This is a genomic window from Kribbella sp. CA-294648, from assembly GCF_050943845.1.
GTDB lineage: Bacteria > Actinomycetota > Actinomycetes > Propionibacteriales > Kribbellaceae > Kribbella.
In genome coordinates, this window is sequence record NZ_CP191981.1 from 791,368 (window position 1) to 817,444 (window position 26,077).

The window sequence follows — 26,077 nt, forward strand, 5'->3', positions numbered from 1 at the left end:
TGTCATATGACACTGTCAACATCAGCGAGCCGGCGGACCTCAGCGACAGCAGAGCTCAGGACGGTTGGGCTCAGCAACGGCAGGCTCAGCGCTGCGGGTACGCCGCGTCGACCTCCACCTCGACCAGCCAGCCCGCCACCGGCAGGTTCTCGATCTCCAGGGCGAACCGCGAAGGTCGCGCCTTGTTGACCACAAACGGCTTGGCCGGTGCCGCCGTACCGAGGGGGACCGGCACGTATTGACCCGTCGTGAGATCCGTGTTGGCGAAGTACTGCCGATAGGCCCGGTTCCACCCCGCGAAGTCGGCCGCCGCGGCGCCCGCCGGGTTCTGCAGGAACACCCGCATCGTGTAGACGTCGGAGTACGACAACCCGGCCGCCTTGAGGTTCTCACCGATCCGCCGCAGCACGTTGATCCCCTGCGCCTCCGTGATCGTGACGCCCGCCGGCAGCGCCCCACCCGGAAAGACCACGGTGTCGACGTACGCCGCTTCGCTCCCCGCCGGCGCGCCCGTGTTCAAGGCGCTCGGCCCGAGCCCACTCGTCTTGTAAATGGGAGTGTTCGCCCCGATCCCCACCCCACCAGCGATCATCGGATTCGCCTGCCCCGCGGGAAGAGCCGGTACGACGGTGCCGGGGCGCGGCGGCCTCGGCTTGTCCCACCAGCCGACGGCAGTCGCAGTACCGGCGGTGAACGAGATTGCCACAACCGCGAGTCCGGCCAAAAGTTTGCGCTTCATCGACTCATCACCTTGCTGTGCAGGGCGGTCACGGCCGCCCGGGCGGAGACCATCGCACCGTGCTGCCAGGCGATGGCATGACTGAGGTGGTCACCGGCGAAGTAGATGTTGCCGGTGGGATCGAGCAGTTTGGCGTAGACGCCGTCGGTCTGCGACGGCCAGCCCACCCATGCGCCCCGCGAGTGCTCCGTCCCGGCCCAGTCGACCGAGAAGGACGCCTTCACCTCCTTGCCATAGGCATCGCCGTGGATTTTGATGCCCTGGGCAACGGCACGGTCGAGTCGCGCGGCCGGGCTCAGGGCGCCGTACGCCGTCGCGTTGGCGCCGGTGTTGTAGTAGCCGATCATCGTGCCGCGTTCGCCGTGGAACCCGGTGGATGGGTACCACATGTTGACCAGGTCGAGATTGCTGTTCGTGATGCCGCCGTAGATCCGGTGGTCGAGCTCCCACCAGCGCCGGCCGTACTCGATGCCGATCTTGCCCGCGTTCGTCGGTCGCGCGTACTTGAGGGCGGCAACGATGTCGCTCGGCAGGTTCGACGGGACGGTCGCCGCGATGTGCGGCGGCAACGTGTTGATCGCGTAGTCGGCGTTGAGTTCCCGCGGCCGGCCGCCGGCGCTGTAGACCACCGAGACGCCCGCCGAAGTGTTGCGCAAGGCAAGCACTGTGGCGCCGTAGACGAACTTCTCCCGGCCGATCGCACGCTCGAAGGCGTACGGGATCCGGTCCATCCCGCCGACCGGCTGGAACATCATCATCGCCTGGTCCCAGCCGAACTCGAACGAGAAGTAGTTGCCGACCCCACTCGCGAAGACATCGCTGAGCGCGTACGGCGTACCGGTCTGCCCGCCTTCGAGTCCGGCGCCCGGCTCGACCTCGTACCCGCGCCGGCCATTGCCTGTGTAGGCGAACCCGCCCGCTCTGTTGCTGATGGCACCGAAGTTGCCAAGGAAGCCGATCAGCGCCTCCTTGTCGGTCGGCGTCAGCAGGCTGTCGAGCGCGCCCTGGTCGGTGGCTTTGGCCAGCAGTTCGGAGACGTAGCCGTAGACGTCGGCCTTCGCCGTACGGTGCCGGATCGGCTTGTTGGAAAGGGCTGTGCTGCCTTCGCGGTACAGATAGGCGTCGGCGTTCTGGTTCACGAACGGCTCGATCGCGACGCCGAGCTCGCGGCAGTAGTCCAGCGTCACGTGGTGCTGCGGGATCCGGCCCGGACCGGCGTTCATGTACTGGCCCTTGGAGAACCGGGCCCGCTGCGTGTGGCCGTGCAGGTCCTTCTCCTCGGTGCCGCCGCGGACGGTCCAGTTCCGGCCGCCCGGCCGCTGCCGGGCCTCCAGCAGGGTCACCTTGTAGCCGGCCTTGCCCAGCTCGTACGCCGAGGTCAGGCCGGCGATCCCGGCGCCGAGGATGACGATGTGTTTCCGGCCGCGCCCGTTCAGGTCATTGCGGGTGGGCGCGGCGAACGCGGGGGTCTGGGCGGCGGCGGTCAGGCCGAGCGCGCCCATCGTGGAGTACAGAACACCGGCACCGCCGGTGATGCCGACCTGTTGCAGGAACTGCCGTCGGGTCTGGGCCATGCCAACTCCTCACTAGGCGGGTGGGGCGGCTGCCTAGAAAGGTAAGGACAAACTATTTCCGGCCCGTGTCCCCGCGGTGAGGATCTCGCGCTGTTCTGTACAGGAATGTTACATATTAACGAACCTGTGCCTGCAGGATTTTCCCCGCAACGGCGACCTGCGCGTAGACGCCGGGGTAACCGGACTCGGCGCAGCCCTTGCCCCAGGAGACGGTTCCCAGGAGTCGGCCGTTGAGGACGAGCGGGCCGCCCGAGTCGCCCTGGCAGGCGTCGCGCCCTCCGTCGACGTACCCGGCGCAGATGTTGGTGGCCGCGGCGTACCCGTTGCCGGTGTACTCATCGTTGGCCAGGCAGGTCGTGTCGCCGAGGATCGGTACGGCGAGCTTGCCCAACGTGTCCGACGGGCCGGTGCCCTGCGTCTCGCCCCAGCCGTAGACCGTCGGTATCGCGCCCTTGCGGTCGGCCTTCGGATTCGTCTCCAACGGCAGGATCGGTACGCCGGTCATCGGGCGGCTGAGCGTGAGGACGGCGAAGTCGTACCGGTTGTCGGTGGTGTTGTAGCCGGGGTGGATCCAGATCGACTTGATCCCGGAGGCTCGGCCGGTGCTCGTGTCGGTCAGGTCGCGCCGGCCCTGGACCGCGGTGTAGGTCGACGCCGGTTTGATCATGCAGTGAGCGGCCGTGATGATCTTGTCCGCCCTGACCAGCGCTGCACCACACCAGCGCCCGGTCGACCGAGCGGACGCCGTGTTCGTCAACGCGATCGCCCACGGCGCTTCCGTCGTACTGGCGAGCGTGCCGCCGACGATCAGTTTGTGGTCCTGGCGGCCGACCGAGGCGGTCGCGGCGCCGGCGGTGGCGAGCAGGACGGCTCCGGCAATGACAACAGCGCGCTTCAGCATGCCGAGAACCTACTCCATGTGCTCGGACGGATGCGTTAGGTGATCGTGGTCGGCCCGAGTTGACCGTCTCATTCGTGCATAGGTCGGCCGTGGTGGGGCACAGACCCGGGAGGAGCTTGCCGGAACTCGAGGTCCCGCAAACTCCAGGCTCCGGCGTTGAGAAAAGCAGCGCCGGAGTCGTCTTGTCCGGGCTGTCGTGGCGCACACTGGGACCACGACATGCCGACTCCCGGGGGATCGGCGTTCTTGCCGAGGAGTTGCCTGATGACCGAACAAGCCGACCTGCATCTCGAGATCGCCGGGGCGATGGCCGAGGTGGCTGCTTCGCTGCAGGCGCCGATGGAGCTCGAGGAGACGCTGACGGTGATCACCCGGGTCGCGGCCGAGACGATCCCGGGCATTGTGGAGGCGAGTATCTCGATCACCACCAAGGAAGGCCGGATCGAGACGCTGGCGCCGACCGGGCCGCGGGTGACCCGAGCCGACCACCTGCAGTACGAGCTGGGTGAGGGGCCGTGCCTGGACGCCGCGCTCGAGGAGCCGGTGGTCGCGGTCAACGATCTGGCCAACGACCCGCGCTGGCCGGATTTCGGTCCGAAGGCCGCCGCGCTGGGTTTCGGTTCGCAGGTCGCGTTCCAGTTCCGGGCCGCACCGCACGTGCGGGGTGCGCTCAACCTGTACGCGCAGGAGCCGGACTCGATCGACCAGGACTCGATCCATCTCGGCAGCATGTTCGCCGGCCAGATCGCGGTCGCGATGGGCTGGGCCCGGCAGGACCGGACGCTGACCGAGGCGCTGGCCACCCGCAACACGATCGGCCAGGCGGTCGGCATCGTGATGGAGCGCTACCAGCTCGACTCCGATCGCGCCTTCTCGTTCCTGACCCGGCTGTCCCAGACCAGCAACACCAAACTCAACGTGATCGCCGCCGCCCTGGTCGAGCAGGCCAACGAGGCGTCCAAGCACCAGCAGTAGCTGCCCGTACGCCGACGGCCGCGCACCCCGGAGTCACAGGGGGCACGCGGCCGTTCGGGACGAGCGTCGAGGGTCAGGCCTCAGGCGTCAGGCGCGGTACGCCGTCCACATGTTGCTGATCCGGGTGCTCTGGTCCGGGGTGAACTGGTTGTAGCAGGAGTCGTACGAGTAGTCCATGTAGTTGTGGATCGGGTCCAGACCCGGCAGCGAGCAGGAGTCCCGGCCGACCGGGCAACCGTTGGTCGAGCTGCTCTGCGCGGGAGTGTCGGCGACCTCGTCGTTCGTGGCCGTGCAGCCGCCCTGGAAGGTGTGGTAGAGCCCGAGCCAGTGGCCGGCCTCGTGCGTCGCGGTCTCGCCGAGGTCGTAGTTGGTCGCCGTACCGCCGGGCAGCGAGGTGTACTGCACCCGGATGCCGTCGACGCCCGGGTTGCGGGAGTAGTCCCACGGGAAGGTCGCGATGCCGAGGTAGGAGAAGTTCACCAGCCAGATGTTCAGTGCGTTGGCGCCGCCCTTGCGGGTCTGCTTGCGGTAGGTGGCGCTCTGCTTGTCCCGGTGCCAGTTGTTGTTGTTGTACCGGAAGGTGCCGGCCAGCGAGAAGGTGAAGCCGGTGTTGGCCGCGGCGGACGACTCCTGGCCGCCGAACGTCTTGTTCAGAACGGCGATCTGGTCAGCGATCTGGGTGTTGGTGACATCGCCGGCGCCGCTGCTGCTCCGCATCACGTGGACGTAGACCGGCACGTTGGCCGCCGCCAGCGCGCCTCGCGGTACGGCGATGCCACGTGCGGCCTTGGCCTTCAGCAGCTGGGCCGTGCGGGCCTCGATCGCCTTCTGCTCGGCCGGGCTGACCTCACGGTGGTCCGCGCCACGGCCGCCCTTGGCGGCGGCATCGGCCGACGGCACGATGCAGTCGGCCGAGTTGACCGGCAGGTCGGCCGGGAGTTTGGCATTGGCCTGGCCGCCGATCGGGCTGAAGGCGAGCGCGGTACCGGCCAGCAGGACGGCCAGTGCGCGGGGACGGGAGATGAAAGGTCGCATGCGGGACGCGCTCCTCCGGATCGGGCCGCTTTGGGCGGGCGGCCGGTTGACCGGAATGATGCGAGCCGATTGCCTGCCACGGAAGCGATCGACCGGAAAATTGCGGAAACCTAGGGAAATCCTTCGGTCGCGGAGCGTGCACTCCGCTGACCGGACGCCCTCCCCGTAACTTGCCTCCGTCTTCCGGTCGCAGGCCGGTCAGCGAGCGACGTCAGCGGTGGCTGGTGGGACGTTGAGGGTGCCGTAGCGTTCCATTCGCTGCCAGCGCAGGCGGGAGCCGGCCAGGGCCGTGAAGACCGACTGGATGACCACCAGATACATCAACTGGCGGTAGACGAACTGCTGCAGGGGCAGGCTCCACAGTGGGCCTGCCTTCTCGCCGTCCAGCCGGAACGCGTAGAAGCCCATTCCTAGTTGCAACGCGAGGAATCCGGCCCAGACCAGTCCGACCCGGACCGGGTTCAGGAACGCGAAGCCGTACAGCGCGAACACGTCGACAGCAGGAGCCAGCAGCGGCAGTAGTACCTGGAAGAACAGCAGGTAGGTCAGTCCCCGGCGTCCGAGCTTGCCGGACTGGCCGCCCTGCACCCAGGCGCCGCGGTGCTTCCACATCGCCTGCAGCGTTCCGTAACACCAGCGGTAGCGCTGCCGCCACAGGGCGCCCAGGCTCGCCGGTGCCTCGGTCCAGGCGACGGCGCGTTCCTCGTACACGACCCGCCAGCCGTCCCTGCAGAGCGCCATCGTCAGGTCGGTGTCCTCCGCCAGCGTGACGTCGCTCAGCCCGCCGATGCGCTCGAGAGCGCTCCGCCGGAATCCACCGACCGCACCCGGAACGGTGGGCATGCACTCGGCGAGGTCGAACAGCCGGCGGTCCAGGTTGAAGCCGACGACGTACTCGATGTGTTGCCACCGGCCGAGCAGACCCTTGCGGTTGGCGACCTTCGCGTTGCCGGACACCGCGCCGACCGACGGATCGGCGAACGGCTGCACCAGCATGCGAACGGCATCCGGCTCGAACACGGTGTCACCGTCGACCATCACCACGAGCTCGTACGACGCGGCCTGCAACCCGGTGTTCAAGGCGGCAGGTTTCCCCGCGTTCGCCTGCCGGATCACCCGGACGCCGGGGATGCCCAGCGACTCCACCAGGTCGGCGGTGCCGTCGGAGGAGCCGTCGTCGACGACGATCACCTCGACCGGATGGTCCGAGGCCGCCAGCGACCTGACCGCCGCCTCGATCCCCGCCGACTCGTTGTAGGCCGGCACGATCACCGAGACCGGCTCGGTGACCGGCTCACCCCATGACCAGTACCGTTCGCGGGCGTGCCGCTTGGCCGCTACGACCGTGGTGATGGCGCGCAGGACGCTCAGCGCGCCGGCGGCGTACAGGAGCCAGGTGAGGATGGTGAGGGCGCCGTCACTCAGTCGCATCGCCCAGATCACGGCCAGGCCGCGGCCGCGCTCCACCGCACTCGCCGGGTGGACCGGCTGCGCGATGCCGACGGTGTCGCTGACGGTGGCGAAGCGGAAGTTGCGCGCCTTCAGGGCGGGGATCAGCCGTTGCAGCGCGTCCAGGGTTTGGGTTCGGTCGCCGCCGGCGTCGTGCATCAGCAGGATCTGCCCGGCGGTGCTCTTCGGCATCGAGTTCGCGATCACCTGCTCGGTCCCCGGCCGGCGCCAGTCCTCACTGTCCTGGGTGGTCAGGACGGTCAGGTAGCCGTCATCCCGGGCATGCTTGATCGCGTTCCAGTCGGCGTTGGTGAGTGCTTCAGGCTCGGACGAGTACGGCGGCCGCAGCAGCGGCGTACTGACTCCTGTCGCGCCTGCCAGGATCAGCTGGCTCTGCCGTAGTTCGAGCGACCGTCGCCAGCCCGATGCGGAGGACAGATTCGCGTGGGTGAAGGTATGCACGCCGATTTGGTGGCCTTCGGCAACAATACGGCGGGTCAGCTCGGGATGCGCGACCACCTCGGTGCCGACCACGAAGAAGGTCGCCTTGACCCCCTGCGCCTTGAGCAGGTCGAGCACCTTCGGAGTCCACTCCGGATCGGGCCCGTCGTCGAAGGTGATCGCGATCGTCTTCGGCTTGGGCCGCGCCGACCGCGGCGCCGTACCGGTCGCGTCGATGAGCGGACCACCCTTGGCAACCGCAGCCGGTACTGCGTTGTGCGGGCCGGTCGCGATGACCGCGCCATCCGGCTCGGTGCCGAACATGTGATGCGTGTAGCCGTGCAGCAGCAGCGAACCGGACAGGCAAACCAGCAGGAGCGTCAGGACGATCCAGTGGGTCCGCAGCGGAACCTGACGCGCCCGACGGGCCCGGCTCACGGCTTGGACGGCGTCTTGGTGCTGCCGCGTCCAGGCGGAGTGGTCGGCTTACCGTGCCCCGGCGTCTTGGTCGGCGGCCCTGTGGTCGGCCCTGTCGTCGGCGTGCCGGTAGGAGTGCCAGTCGGGGGGCCGGTCGGGGTGATGGTCGGAGAGACTGCGGGGCCCGACGGCGTCACGGTCGGCGTGCTCGACGGTGCTGGTCGCTCGCCCGGCGTGGGAGTCGTCTCCGTCTCCGGCGCGCTCGTCTGAGCAACCGGCCGCACAGTGCTCTCATCCGTCTTCCCGGACTCACTCGGCTTCTCGGACTCACCCGGCCGGGGGGTCTCCGTCACCTGCCCCGGCCCCGGCGTCACCCGAGGCACCGGCGGCTTCTTGCCCGCCTCCGGCATGGGGATCAACGGCGTATCCACCCGAGGCCCCCCGAGCACGCTACTGACCAGCAACACCACATACCCCACCACGGGCACGGCAAGCCCGGCCCCAACCCGACGAATCCGGCGCTGACGATCCCCGGAATGATCAACAAAAACAGGCGTTTGAACCGGCTCCGACCTCACAGTCGCGGCATCCTACTCGCCTTTCCGCACCCCCGCTCCCCTCTTCACCCCGAGTAACCCAGCCCGCACCCGCAGTACCCCAAATCCCCACCAGCACAGGAAATATCCGCCCTCCCCGCCATCGTCGCGCGCCCCCGTCGCGCGCGATCGGAAACCCGGCCCGTACGTTACAGATCTGCAGGTAGTGACATGACCGTTGAGTAGCACTGGAATCCCCGCGCTCCATCAGGGACTCTCCCCCGGCCCGCCCACACCGGGCGCAACCGCCTGACATCCGGGGTTCGGTAACTCACCGTGAGGCACCCCGGGCGGGGCCGGGCCCGATCTGATCTCGAGAGTTGAGGGAGGATGAATGGCTGGCCTGATCGAGGTAGGCGACGAAGGCTGGTCGGCGTCGTCATGGTTGTTTCGGTGGGTGCTGACGCGGCTCGCGGATGATGCGGGCCTGGAGCAGCAACTCCAGTCGACATTGAGGGAGATTGTCGAGGAGAACCTGGGGTGGTTTTCGCTAGAGGAACTGGGGCCGGCGGATCGCTCGATGGTCCGCTCCTGGCTTGCGGACCTGTTGGTTGCGGACGCCGACGCCCGCCTCCCGATCGGTCTGGCCGAGCGCGATGCGGTTCTTGCCTATCTCGCGGAACTCGCTGAGTTGGCGGCTGACGGACGCTGACGTTCACTTCCTGAAGACTCTGGCCACGGTCAGCGGAGAGCTGATAGAACCGAGAGCCTGCGACACTTCTTGCGCGGAGCCAGCCACAGTATTCAGCTTCGATGAGGTAGGCCGGCGACTGAGTTGGCTCAGAGGCCGGACCGGGGTCGATGTAGCACGGCGCTGTGGCGGGCAGGACGGGAGAGTAGATGAGTGCGCAGGCGTCGCCGGTTGAGGTTAGGTGGGAAGGGACCTGCCGGGCCGGTACGGAAGCGCTTCTGGCCTGGCTCGGGTGGCGGGCGTGGATAGTGCGGGTTGCGGGCCTGTTGTTCACGATCTGGGTGGTTGGTGCGGCGAGCGGCCCTGGGCCGATGATCGTCGGCGTTCTCGAAGGTCTGGTGTTGCTTTCCCTGCCGGAATGGACAGCCGCTGTGAGCTGGTGGATGTCGCGCCGTGTCGGCCGACGGTTCGTGAACGTGATCGATGCCGCCGGGATCGCTCGGCGGACCGAGGTGAACAACTCCTGGTTCTACCCGTGGGCGAGCTTTTCGCGGGTCCGCCGCACTCGCAGGTACTGGATCCTCCGAGCCGGCCGCACCCTGGTCGTCCTGCCGCTCTCGGAGTTCTCGCCTGACGAGGAGAGCCGCTTTCGCGCCCATCTCGTCGACGCGGGACTGCTGCGTGAATTGTGAGTGTCTCTGCGTTGATCGAGATGGCCAATCGGTCTGAGCGGTGTCTGGTTCATTCTCCAGTCGGTCTGCCGGTGGTTCCGCCGGGGCTGGAGCTGCCTGGAGATGTGTCGGCGTTCTATGAGCTCTGCGGTGGCGTGGATCTGTATATCGATGCTGATTACGGTCTATCGATCGTGCCGCCTGCCGAGTTCCTGCCTGCGAACGTGGTCGTGCTCGGCGAGCAGGTCGACGATGATCCTTCGTCGGCTTGGTTCGTCATTGCCAGGACTGTCGACCGTGAGTACCTGAGTATCGACCTCTCGTCCCAGCGGAACGGCAGGTGTTACGACAGCTTTCACGACATTCATGGTGTCGTGGGGTCGAGCACGGTCACAGCCAACACTTTCCTTGAATTGTTCGAGCGGCTGCTGGAGTCGCGTGGCATGCACTGGTACTGGCTGCAGCCGGAGTTTGTGAGTCTCGGTGATGCGTATGGAGTGGGATGAGCTGCTGGCTCACCGGGGTGAGCTTCGGGAGTGGCTTGGGGCTGAGCAGGCAGAAGGTGAGGAGGCTGCCAACTGGTGGCTTGCGGTTGCGCTGGTTGCGACGGGGAGCATCCAGTCGGTCGTCGTACGAGGAGACGTGCCCGACGACGCTGCGCTCGGGACTGCGGTGGAGGCGATCAACATCGCCACAGAGGTCGGGACGGTTGGTCATGCGGACCGCGCGGTTCGGTTCGCGAACCTGGCGGGACTGATCGCGGGTGCGGGGCGGGCTCTGAAAGAGCCGGCGGAGTTGCGTCCCGATGTTGCGGCGCGGCGGTGCCTTGATGTTCTAGGCGCTCAGGTGGTGCGCGAAGAGCTGGTGATCGGCCAGGATCGACCGCTGGCTGTGGGGGAAATGCGCGAACTGCGTCGGGTGAAGAACCTTCTGACTCCGCTCCGGCACCTTCTGCCGTACCTCACAGAAGATCGCCTTGTCGATGAGGTTGGGGAGTGGCTGACGGTGTATCCACAGTTGCCCTAGCCGGTCGTTCAGGACTGACCAGGAGTGGTTATGCCGGTTGCCTGGAGTAACACGAGGAACAGGCGCTCGGGGTCCTTGGCCTCTGGAGCCAGGGCCTGGGCGGCTAGGGCCGGGTCGGTCGGGAGGGCTGCGGCTTCGGCCCATTGGCAGAAGGCGCTGGTGGCGGTCTCGGGGGTGATGACGTCGTCGGGCATTTCGTAGGAGTCGATGGCGGTGGACTTGGCGAAGGGTCCTGACCGGGTGTCGCCGGCGGGGGGTGGCGGCGGCGATGGGGCCGCGGTCGCTGTCGAGTCCGAAGGCGGCAAGTACGGGGTGTCCTGGTGGCTGTCGCGAGGAGTTAGAGATAGCCCCAGCAACCCACGGCGGAGCGTACGCCGGAGCGGCTGTGGAGGGGTGAATACACGTTGAAGTGACGTGAGGTATTGCGGGGCTACTTAGAGTGGCCTACCTTGCTAGGGCGGCTGGGGGGTCGCCCATCGCGCTACCGTGGGGGGAGCGCGGGCCCTGGGCCGCGGGGGTGTCTTATGGGGTTGCTGCGCGTTGCTTCATCGCGTCTTGTTTCGGTTGCTGTGGCCATCAGTTTGATGGTGGGGATGCTGGTCTACACCGCTCCGAAGGCCCGTGCGGCCGATGACGGGGTAGCTGATCTGCTCGGGATGCTGGGGGTCGGAGGGGCGCCGGACAGTCTTGCGGCGTGGACCTCGGGGCTGGCGGCTGTTGACAAGTTGAAGGAACCGTTGCCGCTGGTCGGGGCGAGTCCGGGTGGGTTGCTCGGGGTCAACGACCTGTTCGCCAAGGCGATCACCGACGAGTTGCAGGCGGCAACGGACTTCGGGGATCTCGAGGTCGACAAGGACATCACCATCGACGGCGGGCGAGCCGGGCACCTGAAGACGTCGGTGAGCGATCTCGGGAGCGGCAAGAAGCTGGACATTGTTGCCACCGTCGACAAGACCGCCACCGGGCAGGATCTGCGGCTGAGCAACGCCTCGCCGAAGGTGGAGTTGTCGGTCTCCGACGGCGTCACGGTCAGCCTGAAGTCGCGGTTCGCGCTCAGCGTGGTCTGGACCGGCACCGGTGACGACAAGGTCTACCTGGTCCGCTCGGCCAGTACGCCGAGACTCGACGTGGACGTCCACGCCGGCATCGAGAACGCGAGTGCGAAGGCCGCGATCGGCATCCTCGGCGTCTCCCTGACCGGTTCTTCGCTCGACCTCGACGCGCACTTCGTCGGTACGGTCAGCGACCCCGACAACGACGGCAAGCTCTTCTTCAGCGGGAACGGCGAGCTGGCCCAGGCCGGTTCGCTCGACGGACTGGTCACCGTCGGTCTCGACCCCGAGGGATCGCAGCCGATCGACGCCTCCGACGCCGGCTCGCGCGGTTCCGTGCACGCGACCTTCCAGCTCGGCGCTGCCGCCGCGGGCATCCCGGCCGCGTTGCCGAGCGACATCAGCGCGACGGTCAAGGTCGACTGGAACGACATCGGCACCGGTACGCCGGTGGTCACCGCTCCCGATCTCGCCAGCACCGTCGGCCGGTTCCAGAACATGAGCCTGCAGGATCTCGCCGAAGGGCTGGCCCAGGTAGTCGCCACCCTGACCGCGATCCAGAAGGCGAAGTACGACCCGGACAAGGAAGGCCCGTTGCCGACGATCGGCGACCTGGACCTGCCGTTCATGAAGGGCACGCTGGCCGACGCGATCCAAATCAACGCGGTGCTGAAGGACTTCCTGGCCAAGAACACCGTGCCCGGCCCGACCGATCCCAACTACGCCGGCCAGGATCCGGCGCAGGCGGGCAAGCCGACCTTCACCTCGTTGCAGGACCTGCTCAAGAAGCTCGACGACGCCTCGGACATCTCGCTGAGCAACCTGGTCTGGGACGTTGCCACCAGCAAGTTGGCTCTCACCCTGGGCATGACTAAGACCGCGCCCGGCACCCCGGTCGAGCTCGACCCAGTGAGCATCGAGGCGTCCGGCAAGACCGCGTCGTACGGGCCGAAGACGTTGACCGTTGCGGGCGCCGGCTGGGCCGTGAACCAGTGGGTCGGGCGCCGGGTGGTGGCGGGCACCTCCGCCGGTGAGGTGGCGAGCAACGACGCCAGCACGATCACTCTCAAGGCCGACTGGGCCGGTGGTCAGCCGGGCGTCAACTCGCCGTACGTGATCGCCGGGGCGGAGCCGCATGTCGGTGCCGTGACGTTCGCGAACAAGATCGACTCCGGCGGCCACGGGATCGTCAACGCCAACGCCGAGCAGACGTTCGCGAAGGTCAAGCCGTCGTTCGCAGCGTCGGTCACCCTGGTGCTGGACCTGCAGGACCCGAAGACCGGTGCCGACTGCAACGGCTTCCTCGGCAGCACCAAAGCCTGCCCGTTCACCCAGAGCGATGGCCCGCTCGACATCGTCGTCCCGGCCCTGCCGCTCAACACCGACCGGGTGATGATCCGGACCGGTGGTTCGCTGTTCAGCGCGGACTTCCCGATCGACACGGCCGTCGACCTGACCGCGAACGCGGGCTTCTTCAAGGTGCACCTGACCGGCCAGCTGAAGGTCTGCAACTCCGACCTCGGCGACACCTGCCCAGCCGGTACGCCGTCCAGCCACATGCTCTCCGTCGGCCTGAAACAACAGGGCGACGCGCAACACGACCTGCGGCTGTCCGAGCTGTTCAAGCAACTCGTCTCTGGACCGCAGAACCTGCTCGACATCGACACGAACGTCCGCGCGTACGGCGATCTGACGGTGGCCGTCCCCGAGGCGGCGCAGTTCCTGCCGGCCGGTGCGACCACCAAACTGACCGCGAAGTGGGGCGACCTGACCGACCCGACGTCGGTCGAGCTCGACACCTCCGACCTGGCCGAGATCTTCAAGCTGGACTTCGACAAGGACGACCCGAAGGCGTTGTTCACCGCGCTGATCAAGACGCTGCAGACGCTCTCGAAGCAACTCGCCGAGTCCAACCCATCAGCCGGCGGCGGTGTTTTCGACAAGGACATCCCCGGCCTCGGCAAGTCGCTGCGGGACCTGCTGGTCAGCGACGAGTCGAACGCGGGAGACGGCGTCAGCTACGGCACGAACACGGTAGTCGACACAACCAGGACCACAGGCAACCTGTTCACCGCCGCGCTGGTCGGCCGCTCGATCGTGGTCGGCACCCAGATCGGCATCATCCAGGCCGTGTCGCCGGACGGAAAGACGCTCACGCTGACCAAAGCATGGGAGTCGGCACCAGCCGCCGGTACGCCGTACATGATGCGTTCGGCGCTCGACGACGTCACCGACCAGTTGCTGGCGAACACCCCGGACAACATCCAGGACGCCGTCAAGTTGCTGAACAAGGGGCTCGGCACCGACAGCGTGAAGTTCCGCTATCTGGAGAAGGACGGCAAGCCGAACCTGGTGCTCGACGTCGACTGGAAGCGTGGGTACCGCGCGGCCTCACCGATCAAGCTTGCCCTGGGCAACCTCAATGGCGGTGACCAGACCTTCGCCGGAGCGCAGGCCACCGGGATGGCGCAGGTGAGCGTGGACGGCCGGGTAAAGGTCGGCCTGGTCATCCCGCTCGCGGCCGGCGAAGGTCCGGCGGACAGCACGGCGCTGACGGTGCTGGAGGACTCCTCGATCAACGTCGGCGCCAAGGCCGAGCTGAAGAACGGCATCGTCCGGGGCGTCGTCGGTCCGCTGTCCATTGCCCTCGGCAACCCGACCGCGGGCGCGCCGGACGCCGAGAAGGCACAGGCCAGGGCCGACCTCAGCATCGCCTTGGCCAAGTCCGGCGCGACCGCGGACACTCCGGTCTCGTTCAGCGACTTCATCGGCGCGGTCGGCGTGAACTTCAACGCCACCAACGGAACCGTCAGCTGTGGCGAGACCCTGGAAACGCCGCTGATGGTCTGCGGCAGCCTGCCGATCTACCTCAACAACTCCGGCGCGGACAACGGCTGGGTACCGATCGGCCAGATCGCCCTGCGCGTTCCCGACTCGACGAACCCGGCCGACCTGGTCGATCTCGACGACAACCTGCCGGGCGCGGACTCGGCCAAGAAGGAACTGGAGCTGCCCGCAGACCTCGGTCAGCGGCTGGCCGACGCGTTGCTCGACTTCAAGAACTTCGGCGACGGGCTGGAGGGCTACCTCGCCGCGATCGAGCAGGCCTTCCGGACCGCCAGCTTCCAGGGCAAGCTGCCGCTGATCGGTGAGGACCTGCAACAGGGGGCCGACTTCATCGGTGACCTGCGAACCAAGCTGCGCAGCTCGATCTGGAACGAGCTGCCCGGTGGCGGCCGGCCCGCGAACTCCAAGGAGTTCAAGGACTTCATCAACACCAAGCTCGCGGCAGCGCTCGCCGAAGTACAGATCGCCGCTACTGAGGTGACCGTCGACTTCGACTGCACCGCGACGCTGGCTCAGGCCGCTGCGCCGACGGTGAAGGAGAACCCGGCAGACGTCGGTACTGCGACGTACGAGTACAAGGTGGTCGCCTATCAGGGGACCGGCGACGGCACGGCCGGGGACACGATCCCCAGTGATCCGGGCCAGACGGCCAAGGGCGCCGCGACGCTCGACGCCACCAACTTCAACCACGTCACCTGGGCCTCGGTGCCCAACGCAACCGGCTACAAGGTACTGCGGAAGGCGCCCGGCGACTCGGCGTTCAAGCTGGTCAAGAAGGTCGGCAACGCCCTGGTGTACGACGACAAGGGTGCCGACGCCGCGACCGACTACACCGCTGTGACCCAGGCACCGGATCTCGAGGTGTGCGGGATCAGCGACATCGCCGGGGTGTTCCTGGAGTTCACCGCCCAGCGCGGCAAGGTGAGCCCGGGCAAGGGCTGCGAGAACACCGGCGCGCCGAAGCCGTGCTTCCACACCTCGTTGCCGCTGGACATTGGCATCCCGGGCCTGGCCTTGCGCCAGGGCAAGGAAGGCACCGAGGGCATCACTGTCGACGCCGGTTTCGCGCTGCACTTCAAGCTCGGACTGACCAAGGCCGACGGCTTCTTCATCAACACCCACGACGGCTGGGGCTCGGAGAACAAGGCGCTGCCCGAGCTGCAGGTCGGCCTCGCGTTCGACCTGCCGGACACGATGGTCGCCGAGCTCGCGTTCATCAAGATCAACGTCGACAAGGCGACCGGTGCCGGACACGACGCGACCAAGCCGCTGTTCGCCGGTGCGTTCCAGATCGACCTGAAGGCACCTGGCGAGGACAGCTGCTTCAAGGGCGACGAGGCCGCCTGTACCGCGGACGAGACGGCGAAGATCAAGTTCACCGATCTCGGCAAGGGTGGCGAGCTGTTCGGCGTCTCGCTGGCCGGTGGGTTCACGATCGACTGGATCGTCGAGGCGCAGGTGGACTCCGCGTTCCCGGGCGTCAGAGCGAACTTCCAGCTCACCTGGGCCTTCGACAACAAGGCGCCGCAGGACTCGGGTGCGCCGTACATCGCCTTCAAGGACGTCGGGATCAGTGCCGGCAGCTTCTTCGAGGGGCTGCTCGGCGACGTGGTCAAGGAGATGAAGCGGGTCACCGGGCCGCTGCAGCCGGTGATGGACACGCTGTACGCACCGATCCCGGTGCTGTCCGACCTGAGCCGGATGGCCGGCGGTGACGACGTCACGTTGATGACGCTGGCCAAGTCGTTCAGCACGCTGGCCGGCGGCCCGAAACTCGACTTCGTCGACACGATCAAGTCGGTGATCGAGTTCATCAACCGATTGCCCAGTTGCTCGGCGGCCGATCCACACGACTGCTATGTCCCGCTCGGCGACTTCGAGATCGCCGGTGACAAGGCCCTCGACACCAGCAACTCGCCGACCACGGCGGACAAGATGTACAAGAACGTCAACGCCAAGTCCGCCAACGAGGTGAAGAGTGACCTGAACAGCAAGAACGACAACCCGGAGGCGGCGGGCAAGCCGATCTTCGGCGGTACCGGCCTGGCCGAGGACAAGGGTGACGCCGAGAAGTCCGGCTTCACCTTCCCGATCCTCGAGCAGCCCGCCAAGGCGTTCAACCTGCTGATGGGTGGCGACGTCACGCTGGTCGAGTTCGACTCCGGCCCGCTGACCCTCGGCTTCAGCTGGCGGCAGGCCTTCGGGCCGGTCTACGCACCGCCGCCGGTGTTCGTCACGCTGGCCGGATCGGCGAGCGTCAGCCTGCGGATCGTGGCCGGCCTGGACACCTACGGCATCCGCAAGGCGGTCGAGGCGGCCCAGAACGGCGCGCCGGTGGACGCGGTCGACGTGATGGACGGCCTGTTCTTCAAGACCGTCGACGACGCCGGTACGCCGATCCCGGTGGTCCAGCTGACCGGCGAGATCGCCGCCGGCGCCGCGGTCAGCGCGGTGATCATCACGGTCGGGATCGAGGGCGGTCTGCGACTGACCATCGGGTTCTCCTGGAACGACCCGAACGACGACGGCAAGTTCAGAGTGAGCGAGTTCCTGCACGCGGCGCTGAACAACCCGATGTGCCTGTTCACGATGAGCGGCCGGTTGTCGTTGTTCCTGCGGGTCTACATCACCATCGGCGTCAGCATCTTCTCGGTTTCGTTCAGCTTCACGCTGGCCGATGTGACGCTGCTCGACTTCTCGGTGACACCGGACTGTGAACCGCCACCGCCGAAACTCGGCGGCGCGGTCGGCGACACCGTGGTGGTCTTCGCCGGTCAGTTCGGCAAGAACGCGCAACGCGGTGCTCCCTGGGGCAACGAGGCCGCGGCGGTGGAGAAGGACACCGTCAAGGTCGTCTCCTTGCACTACGCCCAGAAGCCCGGTGACGCCACCGGCGCGAACGGCGACTTCGACGGCTTCTCGGTGGAGATGCTCGGCGAGCGCCGCGAGTACCTCGACCCGAACCTCAAGCGCGTGGTGGTCGACGGTGAGGGTTACGGCAAGCCGATGAACATCACCTTCATCGGCGACGGCAAGAAGGAGACCGGCGACACCGCGGGCAAGACGCCGGCTGTCTACGACAAGGACGCGGTCGTGATCGGCGGCAACGGGGCCGACGTGATCACCACCGGACGCGGTCTCTCGTACGTCGACGGTCGCGGTGGCGACGACATCATCGTCACCGGTGACACCGGTGGCGCGACCTCCAAGGCCTCGGTGGCCGGTGGTCCGGGCAAGGACACCATCACCGTGGGCAACGGCGACAACCTGGTGGCCGGCGACGCGTCGCTGGGCTCGGCCCGCAAGGACCGCAAGGTGGTCCACAACGCCCAGGACGGCGGCGGCAACTCCAATCTCTCTCAGGTGTTCGACTGGGAGTCGATCGCGAACCCGACCACGCAGACCGAGGGTGCCGACCCGGGTGACGACACGATCGGGCTCGGCCTCGGGACCAACAAGGCCGTCGGCAACAGCGGTGCCGACAAGATCGGGGTCGCGGCCGACCAGCCGGACGGCGCACTGAAGGCCGGCGTCAACACGATCGTCGGCAACCAGGGCAACGACCGGATCACCGGTGGCTCGAACGCGGACCGGATCTTCACCGCGGCCGAGGAGGAGTTCGGCGTCGACGAGGCGGGTCCGGAGGACAAGGTCGGCACCGACCCGGCGACGAACACCGTCGACACCGGCACCGGTAGCGACAAGGTCTGGGGCAGCCAGGGCTTCGAGAACATCACCAGCCACTCACAGGGTGACCAGACCGCGAAGCTGATCGGTGGCGGCAGCCGGGACATCCTGCTCGGTGGGTACGGAACCGACGAGGTGTACGGCGGTCCGGGTGACGACTACGTCATCGCCGAACCGGCCGAGGTCAGCGCCACCGACGGACCCAACGACGGGTTCGGCGCGACCAGGAACGTGACGAAGCTGCCGCTGCCGGCCGGCGTACCGTCCAACGCGAAGACGCTGGTCGGTGGCCTGGGCAACGACCACCTGGTCGGCGGCGACGGACCCGCGAAGATGTTCGGTGACAAGCGGATCGACGACGAGCTCTGCAAGCCGGGAGCCTCGGTGACCTCCGACCCGGTGGAGGAGAGCACCAGCGCCGGCACCGGCGACGGCAACGACCGGATCCTCGGCGGGGCTGGGATCGACACAGTGTCGGCCGGTGGCGCGAACGACCTCGCTGAGCTTGCTGGAGGCAACGATCTTGCCTGTGGCCAGCAAGGCAAGGACGTCCTGCGCGGCGGCGGCGACGCCGACCGGCTCTGGGGCGGCGCGGAGAACGACGTCCTGTACGGCGACGCCGGGCTCGACCAGGCCTTCGGCAACACTGGTGACGACGTCGCCTACGGCGGCACCGAGGCCGACGTCATCGAGGGCAACAACGGCAAGGACTGGGCGACCGGTGGAGCCGACAACGACCTCGTGTACGGCGGTAGCCGCGCTGCCGGGCGGACCGACAACGGTGACGACGACCTGTACGGCGACACCGGGAACGACCGGCTGATCGGCGACAACGGCACCGTGGACGACCCGGCGAATCCAGCCGACCCACAGGCGATCCCGCTCGACCTCGACGGGACGCCCGCAACGGCCGGAGCGGGTGACCGGATCAACGGCGGTGACGGCGACGACACGGCGTACGGCGGCCTGGGTGCTGACCAGGTGAACGGCAACGGAGACAACGACCACCTGGAAGGCAACAACGGGTCGGATGTTGTCCACGGCAACGATGGTGAGGATGCCATCGCGGGTGGCTCGTTCGAGCAGGCGGAAGCCGGGGTGGGGCGTCCGGACACGGGTGACGTGCTGTTCGGTGACGCGGGTCCGGACCTGATGACTGGCGACAACGCGGTCCTCGCCCTGACCAGCGATGCGGCCGCTACGACTCCGGTGACCAGGCAGCGCGGCTTCGCCTCCGGGCACACGGTCACGCTGCTCGACCTGGGCCTCACACCGGCCGCCAACACGTCCGGCAACGACCAGATGTCCGGTGGAGACGGGCAGGACGTGCTGTACGGCCAGGGCGGCGAGGACCGCGCCAAGGGTGACGGCGACGACGACTACGTCGAGGGCGGGCAGGCGAGCGACTGGGTCGAGGGTGACTTGGCCGACGACGACCTGGTCGGTGGTAGCTCGACAACGCTGGCGGCCGGTGCCGGTCAGCCGGATACGGCCGATGCGATCTTCGGTGGTCCTGGTGACGACGTGGTCACCGGTGACAACGGTCAGCTCCTGCGGCCCGCCGCCGGCCAGACTCCGACCCGGGCGACAGTCCGGCTAGGCACCAAGGCGGCCGGTACTCCGATGGCAGGGCGGATCGTCCAGCTGTACGACCTCGGCGCCAACAAGCTGCTCCCAGCACCGGCCGACAGGTTCGGCGCGGACCGGCTGTCCGGTGGCGAGGGCGTGGACACGCTCTGGGGTCAGGACGGCGGGGACTTCGTCTCCGGCGGCGCCCACGCCGACTACGCCGAGGGCAACGGCGGTGCCGACGTACTGCGCGGTGACCTGTCGCTGGCCGAGGAGTCGCCGTTCACGACCGTGGCCCCACTGGCTGACCCGGGTTGGCCGGGTACGCCGAGTGCGGCCGCAGTACTGGAAGGTGCAACCGCACCGGACGGTCAGGACGACCTGATCGGTGGCAGCTCGGCCAAGGGCTTCCGGGACACCGGGGACACGGTCGAGGCCGACGGCGCCGACGACGTCGTACTGGGTGACAACGGCTCGCTCATGCGGACCATCACCGGCCAGACCGAGCGGGTCTACGCCGACCGGTACCCGAACGGCACACCGCCGGCCGGAGCCACGGTGGCACGCACCCACGACCCGGACCTCGGTGACCCGAGCACCCGGTTCTGCACCGAGGCACAGGCCACCTGTGAGGTCGCCGGAGCCTTCGGCAACGACACCCTGTACGGCGAGGCCGGTGACGACGGAGTCTGGGGCCAGGACGGTGACGACACCATCTACGGCGGCCTGGACGACGACGACCTGTACGGCGAGCTCGGTGACGACACCGTGTTCGGTGAGGCAGGCGAGGACGCGATCCTCGGCGACCGCGGTGGCGTGGTGAACCAGTACCTCGACACCGGTGACGCACCGGCGCAGTTCACCAGCTCGCTGAACTCGCCACCGGCCGAGACCTACGTCGGCCTCCGGCGCGGGCTCTACGACCGGCGGGTGGACCTCGAGCACGACGTGGACGGCGACCAGTGGATCGGTACGTCGACCTCGCCCGAGATGCCGCACGACGGGATCGCCGTGGGGGGCCGGGACCGGCTGCGGGGCGGTGCGGGCGCCGACAACGTCCACGCCGGCTTCGGGGACGACCTGGCCAACGGCGACAGCGGCGGCGACCAGGTGTTCGGCGGCGACGGGGAGGACGTGCTGTGGGGTGGCAAGGGCTGTGACCCGGCCCTGGACGCCGCCACGCCGGACTGTCTCACCAACGGCGTCTTCAACCCGGACTCGCGCGGGACGAACGACCGGTTCCTGGACCACGTCTTCGGTGGCGTCGGCGAGTCCGACCCGGCGAAGCAGGACGTGGCCGGCTCGGACCTGCTCGACTTCAACCCGCGGGGCGCCTTCCCGGGCAACTGTGCACCGGGTGACTGGCCGGTCACCACGGCCGGGGTCACCGTCGACCCGTGCGAGTGGTTCCAGCTGACCGGCAAGGACGACGACACGGCCGCGCCGGAGACCCTGGCCAACAACCAGCACCACCAGGGCACAGACTGGATCTACGGCGGCTGGGACCGCGACGTGATGCAGGCCGACGTCGCGCAGAACGGCCCGAACCCAGGTGACCGGCTGATCGACTGGAACGGCGCCTACAACCTCTACACGCACTGCAACGCGGCGTACGGCGGGTTCAACGACATCCGCCAGCACTCCCCGGCGATGCACGGCTTCCTGACCGCCGTGGCCTGGGGCTCGGGGGCCGGCCGGGCAGCCGCGGACGTCACCACAGCCGGTACTTCGGCGTACCGGGAGCTGGCCTACGCGTACCACCCGGACTACAACGGCCACGCGGTCGGACCGGCGTACCCGACCACTCCGGGTCACTTCGACCAGCCGGTGGCCTGCTCGGACTGAGCTGTTGCCGGGCCGTCCTAGCGGGCGGCCCGGCTCGGCCCGGCCCGGCGAAACGCACCACCGTTCGGCACCAACGGCCCGGGGTGGCTACTGTCGTCGGGTGCAGAAATGGCCTGGTCGTCCCTATCCCCTCGGAGCCACGTACGACGGCTCCGGTACGAACTTCGCGCTGTTCTCGGAGGTTGCCGAACAAGTTGACCTGGCACTGATCGACGACGACGGGACGGAGCAGCTGGTCCAGCTGACCGAGGTCGACGGTTTCGTCTGGCACGCGTACCTGCCGGCGGTCCAGCCCGGTCAGCGGTACGGGTACCGGGTGCACGGCCCGTACGACCCGGCCAACGGGCATCGGTGCAACCCGTCGAAGTTGCTGCTCGATCCGTACGCGAAGGCGATCGACGGGCAGGTGGACGCTGACGAGTCACTGTTCAGCTACCGGTTCGGTGAGCCGGGTGAGCTGAACACGATGGACAACCGTGAGCACACGATGTTGTCGGTGGTGACGAACCCGTTCTTCGACTGGGGCAACGACCGGCCGCCGGGGCACGCCTACCACGAGACGGTGATCTACGAGGCGCACGTCAAGGGCCTGACCGAGACGCACCCGGCGCTGCCGGAGGAGATCCGCGGCACCTACGCCGGGATGGCGCACCCGGCGATCATCGAGCACCTCAAGGAGCTCGGGGTGACCGCGGTGGAACTGATGCCGGTGCATCAGTTCGCCCAGGACGGGCACCTGCAGGAGCGTGGACTGTCGAACTACTGGGGTTACAACACGATCGGTTTCTTCGCGCCGCACAACGCGTACTCGTCGATCGGGACGCGTGGCCAGCAGGTGACCGAGTTCAAGACGATGGTGCAGGCGTTGCACGAGGCCGATATCGAGGTGATCCTCGACGTGGTCTACAACCACACCGCCGAGGGCAACGAGATGGGCCCGACGCTGTCGTTCAAGGGGATCGACAACGCGGCGTACTACCGGCTGGTGGACTCGAACAAGTCGCACTACTACGACACCACCGGCACCGGTAACAGCCTGTTGATGCGGCACCCGCACGTGCTGCAGCTGATCATGGACTCGCTCCGGTACTGGGTGACCGAGATGCACGTGGACGGCTTCCGGTTCGACCTGGCCGCCACGCTGGCCCGCCAGTTCCACGAAGTGGATCGGCTGTCGGCGTTCTTCGACCTGGTCCAGCAGGACCCGGTAGTGAGCCAGGTGAAGCTGATCGCCGAGCCGTGGGACGTCGGCGACGGCGGCTACCAGGTCGGCAACTTCCCGCCGCTGTGGACCGAGTGGAACGGCAAATACCGCGATACCGTGCGGGATTTCTGGCGCGGCGAGAAGTACACGCTGGCCGAGTTCGCCTCCCGGCTGACCGGCTCGTCCGACCTGTACCAGGACGACGGCCGGCGCCCGATCGCGAGCATCAACTTCATCACCGCGCACGACGGGTTCACCCTGCGCGACCTGGTCTCGTACAACGACAAGCACAACGAGGCCAACGGTGAGGGCGGCAAGGACGGCGAGAGCCACAACCGGTCCTGGAACTGTGGCGCCGAAGGCTCGACCGACGACCATGCCATCCTGGAACTGCGCGGGCGCCAGCAGCGGAACTTCCTGACCACGTTGCTGATCTCGCAGGGCGTGCCGATGATTGCGCACGGCGACGAACTGGGCCGGACGCAGAGCGGCAACAACAACGTCTACTGCCAGGACAACGAGCTCGCCTGGGTGGACTGGGACCTCACGCAGTCGCAGAAGGACCTGCTGACCTTCACCCGCCGCCTGGTCCGGCTCCGCCACGAACACCCGGTACTACGCCGCCGCCGCTTCTTCCACGGCGACACCGGCGTCGACGGACTCGGTGACCTGGTCTGGTTCAGCCCGAACGGCAAGGAGATGCAGGACGGCGACTGGAGCCGGGACGACGCCCGGGCGGTGGCCGTGTTCCTCAACGGCGACGCGATCTCCGAGCCGGACCCGCGGGGTCAGCCGGTGGTGGACGACTCGTTCCTGATCCTGCTGAACAGCAACCACGAGCCGCTGGACTTCCTGCTGCCGTCGAAGGAGTACGGCGAGTCCTGGACGGTAGTGGTTGACACCACGACTCCGACCGGGGTCACGGGCGACGAGGAGCATGCAGCGGGCAGCACGATCCGGATCGAGGCCCGCGGCACCCTGGTCCTGACCCGGCCCCGACAGGCGTCGCAGTGACGGCGGTCCCGCAGGCCACCTACCGATTTCAGGTGCGTGCCGACTTCGGCTTCGATGCCGCTGCCGAGGTCGTTCCCTACCTGCACGACCTCGGGGTCTCGCACGTCTACCTGTCCCCGATCCTGCAGGCCGCGCCCGGCTCCACGCACGGGTACGACGTCGTGGACCACAGCAGGCTGTCTGAGCCAGCCGGTGGGCGCCCTGCCTTCGACCGGCTCGCCACCAGCCTGGCGGACCACCGGATGGGGGCGATCGCGGACGTAGTACCGAACCATGTGGCCGTGCCGACTCCTGCTCGGCTCAACACGGCCCTGTGGTCGGTACTACGGGACGGCCCGAGCTCGCCGTATGCCGAGTGGTTCGACGTCGACTGGGGAGCGGGCAACCAGCCCCTGTTGATGGCAGTGCTCGGCCAGCGGATCGGGAAGGTGCTGGCCGACGGCGAGCTGTCCGTGGAAGGCGACGTACTCCGGTACTACGACCACGAGTTCCCGCTGCGCCCAGGGACGGAGAACCTGCCGATCGCCGAGCTGGTGACCGAGCAGTGGTACCGCCTGGCGCACTGGAAGGTCGCGGACGAGGAGCTGAACTACCGGCGCTTCTTCGATGTCGACACCTTGGCTGCTGTCCGAGTGGAGAACCAGGCGGTCTTCGAGGCCACCCACGAGCTGCTGTTCTCCTTGGTGCACGAGGGCAAGCTCAACGGCTTCCGTATCGACCACCCGGACGGCCTGGCCGACCCCCGCGGCTACCTGCGTCGCCTGGCCGAGCGCACGGGCGGTGCCTGGGTTGTAGTCGAGAAGATCCTCGAGGGTGACGAGGAGCTGCCGGGGGACTGGCCGTGCGCGGGCACCACCGGGTACGACGCCCTCCTGCGCGTCGGCGGCCTCTTCGTCGACCCCGCCGGCGCCGCACCGCTGTCTGCCTTCCACTCGGAGCTCACGGGCGAGCCCGCCGACTTCGCGCCGGTCGTGGAGCAGGCCAAGCGCGAGGTGGTGAAACACGGCCAGTACGCCGAGGTGCACCGGCTCGTGGAGCTCCTGGCTCGCATCTGCCAGGACGACGTGCGGCTGCGCGACCACACGCGCCGGGCCTTCCACCTGGTGGTGGTAGAGCTGCTGGTGAACTTCGACCGGTACCGGGCGTACGTCGTACCGGGTGAGCAGCCTGATCCGACCGCTGTCCGAGCGTTGGAGCAGGCGACCGAGCGGGCCCGGCGCAACCTGGACGAGGACCAGCAGGAGACGCTGGAACTCGTCCGCGACCTGCTGCTGGGCCGCGAGGCCGGTACTGCGAGCCGTATCGACGAGGACGCGCGGCACGAGCTGATCGTGCGGTTCCAGCAGACGTGCGGACCGGTGATGGCGAAGGGGATCGAGGACACCGCCTTCTACCGCTGGTTCCGGCTCACGTCGCTGAACGAGGTCGGTGGCGACCCGGAGCACTTCGGAGTGTCACCGGAGGAGTTCCACGCCTTCGCCGCCCGGCTGAACGATCGCTGGCCGCGGACGATGACCACACTGTCCACACACGACACCAAGCGGTCCGAGGACGTCCGGGCGCGGCTGGGCGTGCTGTCGGAGCAGCCGGCCGCCTGGACCGAGGCTGTCCGCTCGTGGCGCTCCATGGCTGAGATGCATCGCGACTCGGAGCTGGACGGCAGCACGGAGTACCTGATCTGGCAGACGCTCTTCGGGACCTGGGACGACGGGCCGATCGCGGAGGACCGGCTGCAGGCCTATGTGCTGAAGGCGGTGCGGGAGGCGAAGCGGCACACGAGCTGGACGTCGGCGGACGAGGAGTACGAGGGCCATGTCGCGTCGTTCATCACCGGGGTGCTGGGCGACCAGGCTGTGCTCGCGGCGATCGGGCGGTTCGCCGATGGGCAGCGGGAGTACATCCGGGCGGCGACACTCGGGCAGAAGCTGGTGCAGCTGACCATGCCGGGTGTGCCCGACGTCTACCAGGGCACTGAGCTCGTGGACCTCTCACTGGTCGACCCGGACAACCGTCGCCCGGTCGACTACGGGCAGCGGATCGAGCAGCTGGCCAGGCTGGACAGTGGCGCTCATCCGCGCGGGCTGGCCGAGGAGAAGCTGCTGGTCACCTCCCGGGCGCTGCGGCTGCGGCGGCAGAGCCCGGAAGCCTTTGCAGGCAGCTACACGCCGCTGCCGACCTCCAACGGACATGCAGTTGCCTTCAGCCGTGGGGATGCCGTCCTGACGATCGCAACGCGGCTGCCGGTCGCTCTGCACCGGCTGGGCGGCTGGGGCGACAGCACCGTAGTACTGCCTGAAGGTGACTGGAAGGACGTGTTGACCGGCCGCTCTATGGGTAGTGGAGCGGCTCGAATCCACGACCTGCTGGCCGACCTGCCCGTAGCACTACTCGCTAGGAGCTGATA

At 67.9% G+C, this 26,077-nt stretch carries 15 protein-coding genes; 8 read left to right on the forward strand and 7 right to left on the reverse strand.

Annotated elements, in window-relative coordinates; genetic code table 11:
- Positions 1–85: 85 nt before the first annotated feature.
- From ACQPYM_RS03860 to ACQPYM_RS03870, 3 genes are all read right to left on the reverse strand, one after another.
- Positions 86–739: a Rid family hydrolase gene (locus ACQPYM_RS03860; protein ID WP_433014851.1), complete on the reverse strand. Its 654-nt coding sequence runs from the start codon at positions 737–739 to the stop codon at positions 86–88.
- Positions 736–2,313 carry a flavin monoamine oxidase family protein gene (locus tag ACQPYM_RS03865; RefSeq protein WP_433014854.1) on the reverse strand — a complete coding sequence of 526 codons (1,578 nt, stop codon included), beginning with the start codon at positions 2,311–2,313 and terminating at the stop codon, positions 736–738. Before ACQPYM_RS03865 ends, ACQPYM_RS03860 begins: the two co-directional genes overlap by 4 nt.
- A 115-nt stretch (positions 2,314–2,428) precedes the next feature.
- Positions 2,429–3,214: a S1 family peptidase gene (locus tag ACQPYM_RS03870; protein ID WP_433014857.1), complete on the reverse strand. Its 786-nt coding sequence runs from the start codon at positions 3,212–3,214 to the stop codon at positions 2,429–2,431.
- A gap of 264 nt (positions 3,215–3,478) precedes the next feature.
- On the opposite strand from ACQPYM_RS03870, the gene ACQPYM_RS03875 reads away from it, so the two are divergent.
- Positions 3,479–4,189 carry a GAF and ANTAR domain-containing protein gene (locus ACQPYM_RS03875; RefSeq protein WP_433014860.1) on the forward strand — a complete coding sequence of 237 codons (711 nt, stop codon included), beginning with the start codon at positions 3,479–3,481 and terminating at the stop codon, positions 4,187–4,189.
- An 87-nt stretch (positions 4,190–4,276) separates the two neighbouring features.
- On the opposite strand, the gene ACQPYM_RS03880 is transcribed toward ACQPYM_RS03875, so the two are convergent.
- The 3 genes from ACQPYM_RS03880 to ACQPYM_RS03890 all read right to left on the reverse strand — a co-directional run bounded on the left by ACQPYM_RS03880 (position 4,277) and on the right by ACQPYM_RS03890 (position 7,962).
- Positions 4,277–5,224 (reverse strand): zinc metalloprotease, encoded by a 948-nt coding sequence (locus tag ACQPYM_RS03880; RefSeq protein WP_433014863.1) that lies wholly within the window; start codon positions 5,222–5,224, stop codon positions 4,277–4,279.
- Positions 5,225–5,422: 198 nt separating this feature from the next.
- Positions 5,423–7,552, reverse strand: a complete 2,130-nt coding sequence (locus tag ACQPYM_RS03885) for a bifunctional polysaccharide deacetylase/glycosyltransferase family 2 protein (RefSeq protein WP_433014866.1) — start codon at positions 7,550–7,552, stop codon at positions 5,423–5,425.
- Entirely contained in the window at positions 7,549–7,962 is a 414-nt protein-coding gene (locus ACQPYM_RS03890; RefSeq protein ID WP_433014869.1) for a hypothetical protein, read from the reverse strand. The genes ACQPYM_RS03885 and ACQPYM_RS03890 overlap by 4 nt, the downstream gene beginning before the upstream one ends.
- A gap of 499 nt (positions 7,963–8,461) precedes the next feature.
- Here ACQPYM_RS03890 and ACQPYM_RS03895 point away from each other — a divergent pair, with 499 nt between their 5' ends.
- The 4 genes from ACQPYM_RS03895 (at position 8,462) to ACQPYM_RS03910 (ending at position 10,455) form a co-directional block, all read left to right on the forward strand.
- The gene (locus ACQPYM_RS03895) at positions 8,462–8,779 is read left to right on the forward strand and encodes a hypothetical protein (RefSeq protein ID WP_433014872.1); all 318 of its coding nucleotides are present in this window, start codon (positions 8,462–8,464) and stop codon (positions 8,777–8,779) included.
- Positions 8,780–8,967: 188 nt separating this feature from the next.
- The gene (locus ACQPYM_RS03900) at positions 8,968–9,450 is read left to right on the forward strand and encodes a YcxB family protein (protein WP_433014875.1); all 483 of its coding nucleotides are present in this window, start codon (positions 8,968–8,970) and stop codon (positions 9,448–9,450) included.
- An 11-nt stretch (positions 9,451–9,461) separates the two neighbouring features.
- Positions 9,462–9,935 (forward strand): hypothetical protein, encoded by a 474-nt coding sequence (locus ACQPYM_RS03905; protein WP_433014878.1) that lies wholly within the window; start codon positions 9,462–9,464, stop codon positions 9,933–9,935.
- Positions 9,936–10,071: 136 nt separating this feature from the next.
- Positions 10,072–10,455, forward strand: a complete 384-nt coding sequence (locus ACQPYM_RS03910; protein WP_433014881.1) for a hypothetical protein — start codon at positions 10,072–10,074, stop codon at positions 10,453–10,455.
- Between the two features lie 8 nt (positions 10,456–10,463).
- Here ACQPYM_RS03910 and ACQPYM_RS03915 read toward each other — a convergent pair whose 3' ends face one another.
- A complete protein-coding gene (locus tag ACQPYM_RS03915; protein WP_433014884.1) occupies positions 10,464–10,649 on the reverse strand; it encodes a hypothetical protein in 186 nt (61 codons plus the stop codon).
- Positions 10,650–11,024: 375 nt separating this feature from the next.
- Here ACQPYM_RS03915 and ACQPYM_RS03920 point away from each other — a divergent pair, with 375 nt between their 5' ends.
- The 3 genes from ACQPYM_RS03920 (at position 11,025) to treY (ending at position 26,075) form a co-directional block, all read left to right on the forward strand.
- Positions 11,025–21,455 carry a calcium-binding protein gene (locus ACQPYM_RS03920; protein ID WP_433014887.1) on the forward strand — a complete coding sequence of 3,477 codons (10,431 nt, stop codon included), beginning with the start codon at positions 11,025–11,027 and terminating at the stop codon, positions 21,453–21,455.
- Positions 21,456–21,555: 100 nt separating this feature from the next.
- Positions 21,556–23,673 carry a glycogen debranching protein GlgX gene (glgX, locus tag ACQPYM_RS03925; protein ID WP_433014890.1) on the forward strand — a complete coding sequence of 706 codons (2,118 nt, stop codon included), beginning with the start codon at positions 21,556–21,558 and terminating at the stop codon, positions 23,671–23,673.
- Between the two features lie 32 nt (positions 23,674–23,705).
- Entirely contained in the window at positions 23,706–26,075 is a 2,370-nt protein-coding gene (gene treY, locus ACQPYM_RS03930) for a malto-oligosyltrehalose synthase (protein WP_433014893.1), read from the forward strand.
- Positions 26,076–26,077 lie beyond the last annotated feature (2 nt).

What these genes read in the sequence shown, in the direction of transcription:
- ACQPYM_RS03870 (WP_433014857.1), bottom strand. Translation starts at nt 3,214, where the DNA reads ATGCTGAAGCGCGCTGTTGTCATTGCCGGAGCCGTCCTGCTCGCCACC.
- ACQPYM_RS03880 (WP_433014863.1), bottom strand. Translation starts at nt 5,224, where the DNA reads ATGCGACCTTTCATCTCCCGTCCCCGCGCACTGGCCGTCCTGCTGGCC.
- ACQPYM_RS03915 (WP_433014884.1), bottom strand. Translation starts at nt 10,649, where the DNA reads ATGCCCGACGACGTCATCACCCCCGAGACCGCCACCAGCGCCTTCTGC.
- ACQPYM_RS03895 (WP_433014872.1), top strand. Translation starts at nt 8,462, where the DNA reads ATGGCTGGCCTGATCGAGGTAGGCGACGAAGGCTGGTCGGCGTCGTCA.
- ACQPYM_RS03900 (WP_433014875.1), top strand. Translation starts at nt 8,968, where the DNA reads ATGAGTGCGCAGGCGTCGCCGGTTGAGGTTAGGTGGGAAGGGACCTGC.
- ACQPYM_RS03875 (WP_433014860.1), top strand. Translation starts at nt 3,479, where the DNA reads ATGACCGAACAAGCCGACCTGCATCTCGAGATCGCCGGGGCGATGGCC.
- ACQPYM_RS03860 (WP_433014851.1), bottom strand. Translation starts at nt 739, where the DNA reads ATGAAGCGCAAACTTTTGGCCGGACTCGCGGTTGTGGCAATCTCGTTC.
- ACQPYM_RS03865 (WP_433014854.1), bottom strand. Translation starts at nt 2,313, where the DNA reads ATGGCCCAGACCCGACGGCAGTTCCTGCAACAGGTCGGCATCACCGGC.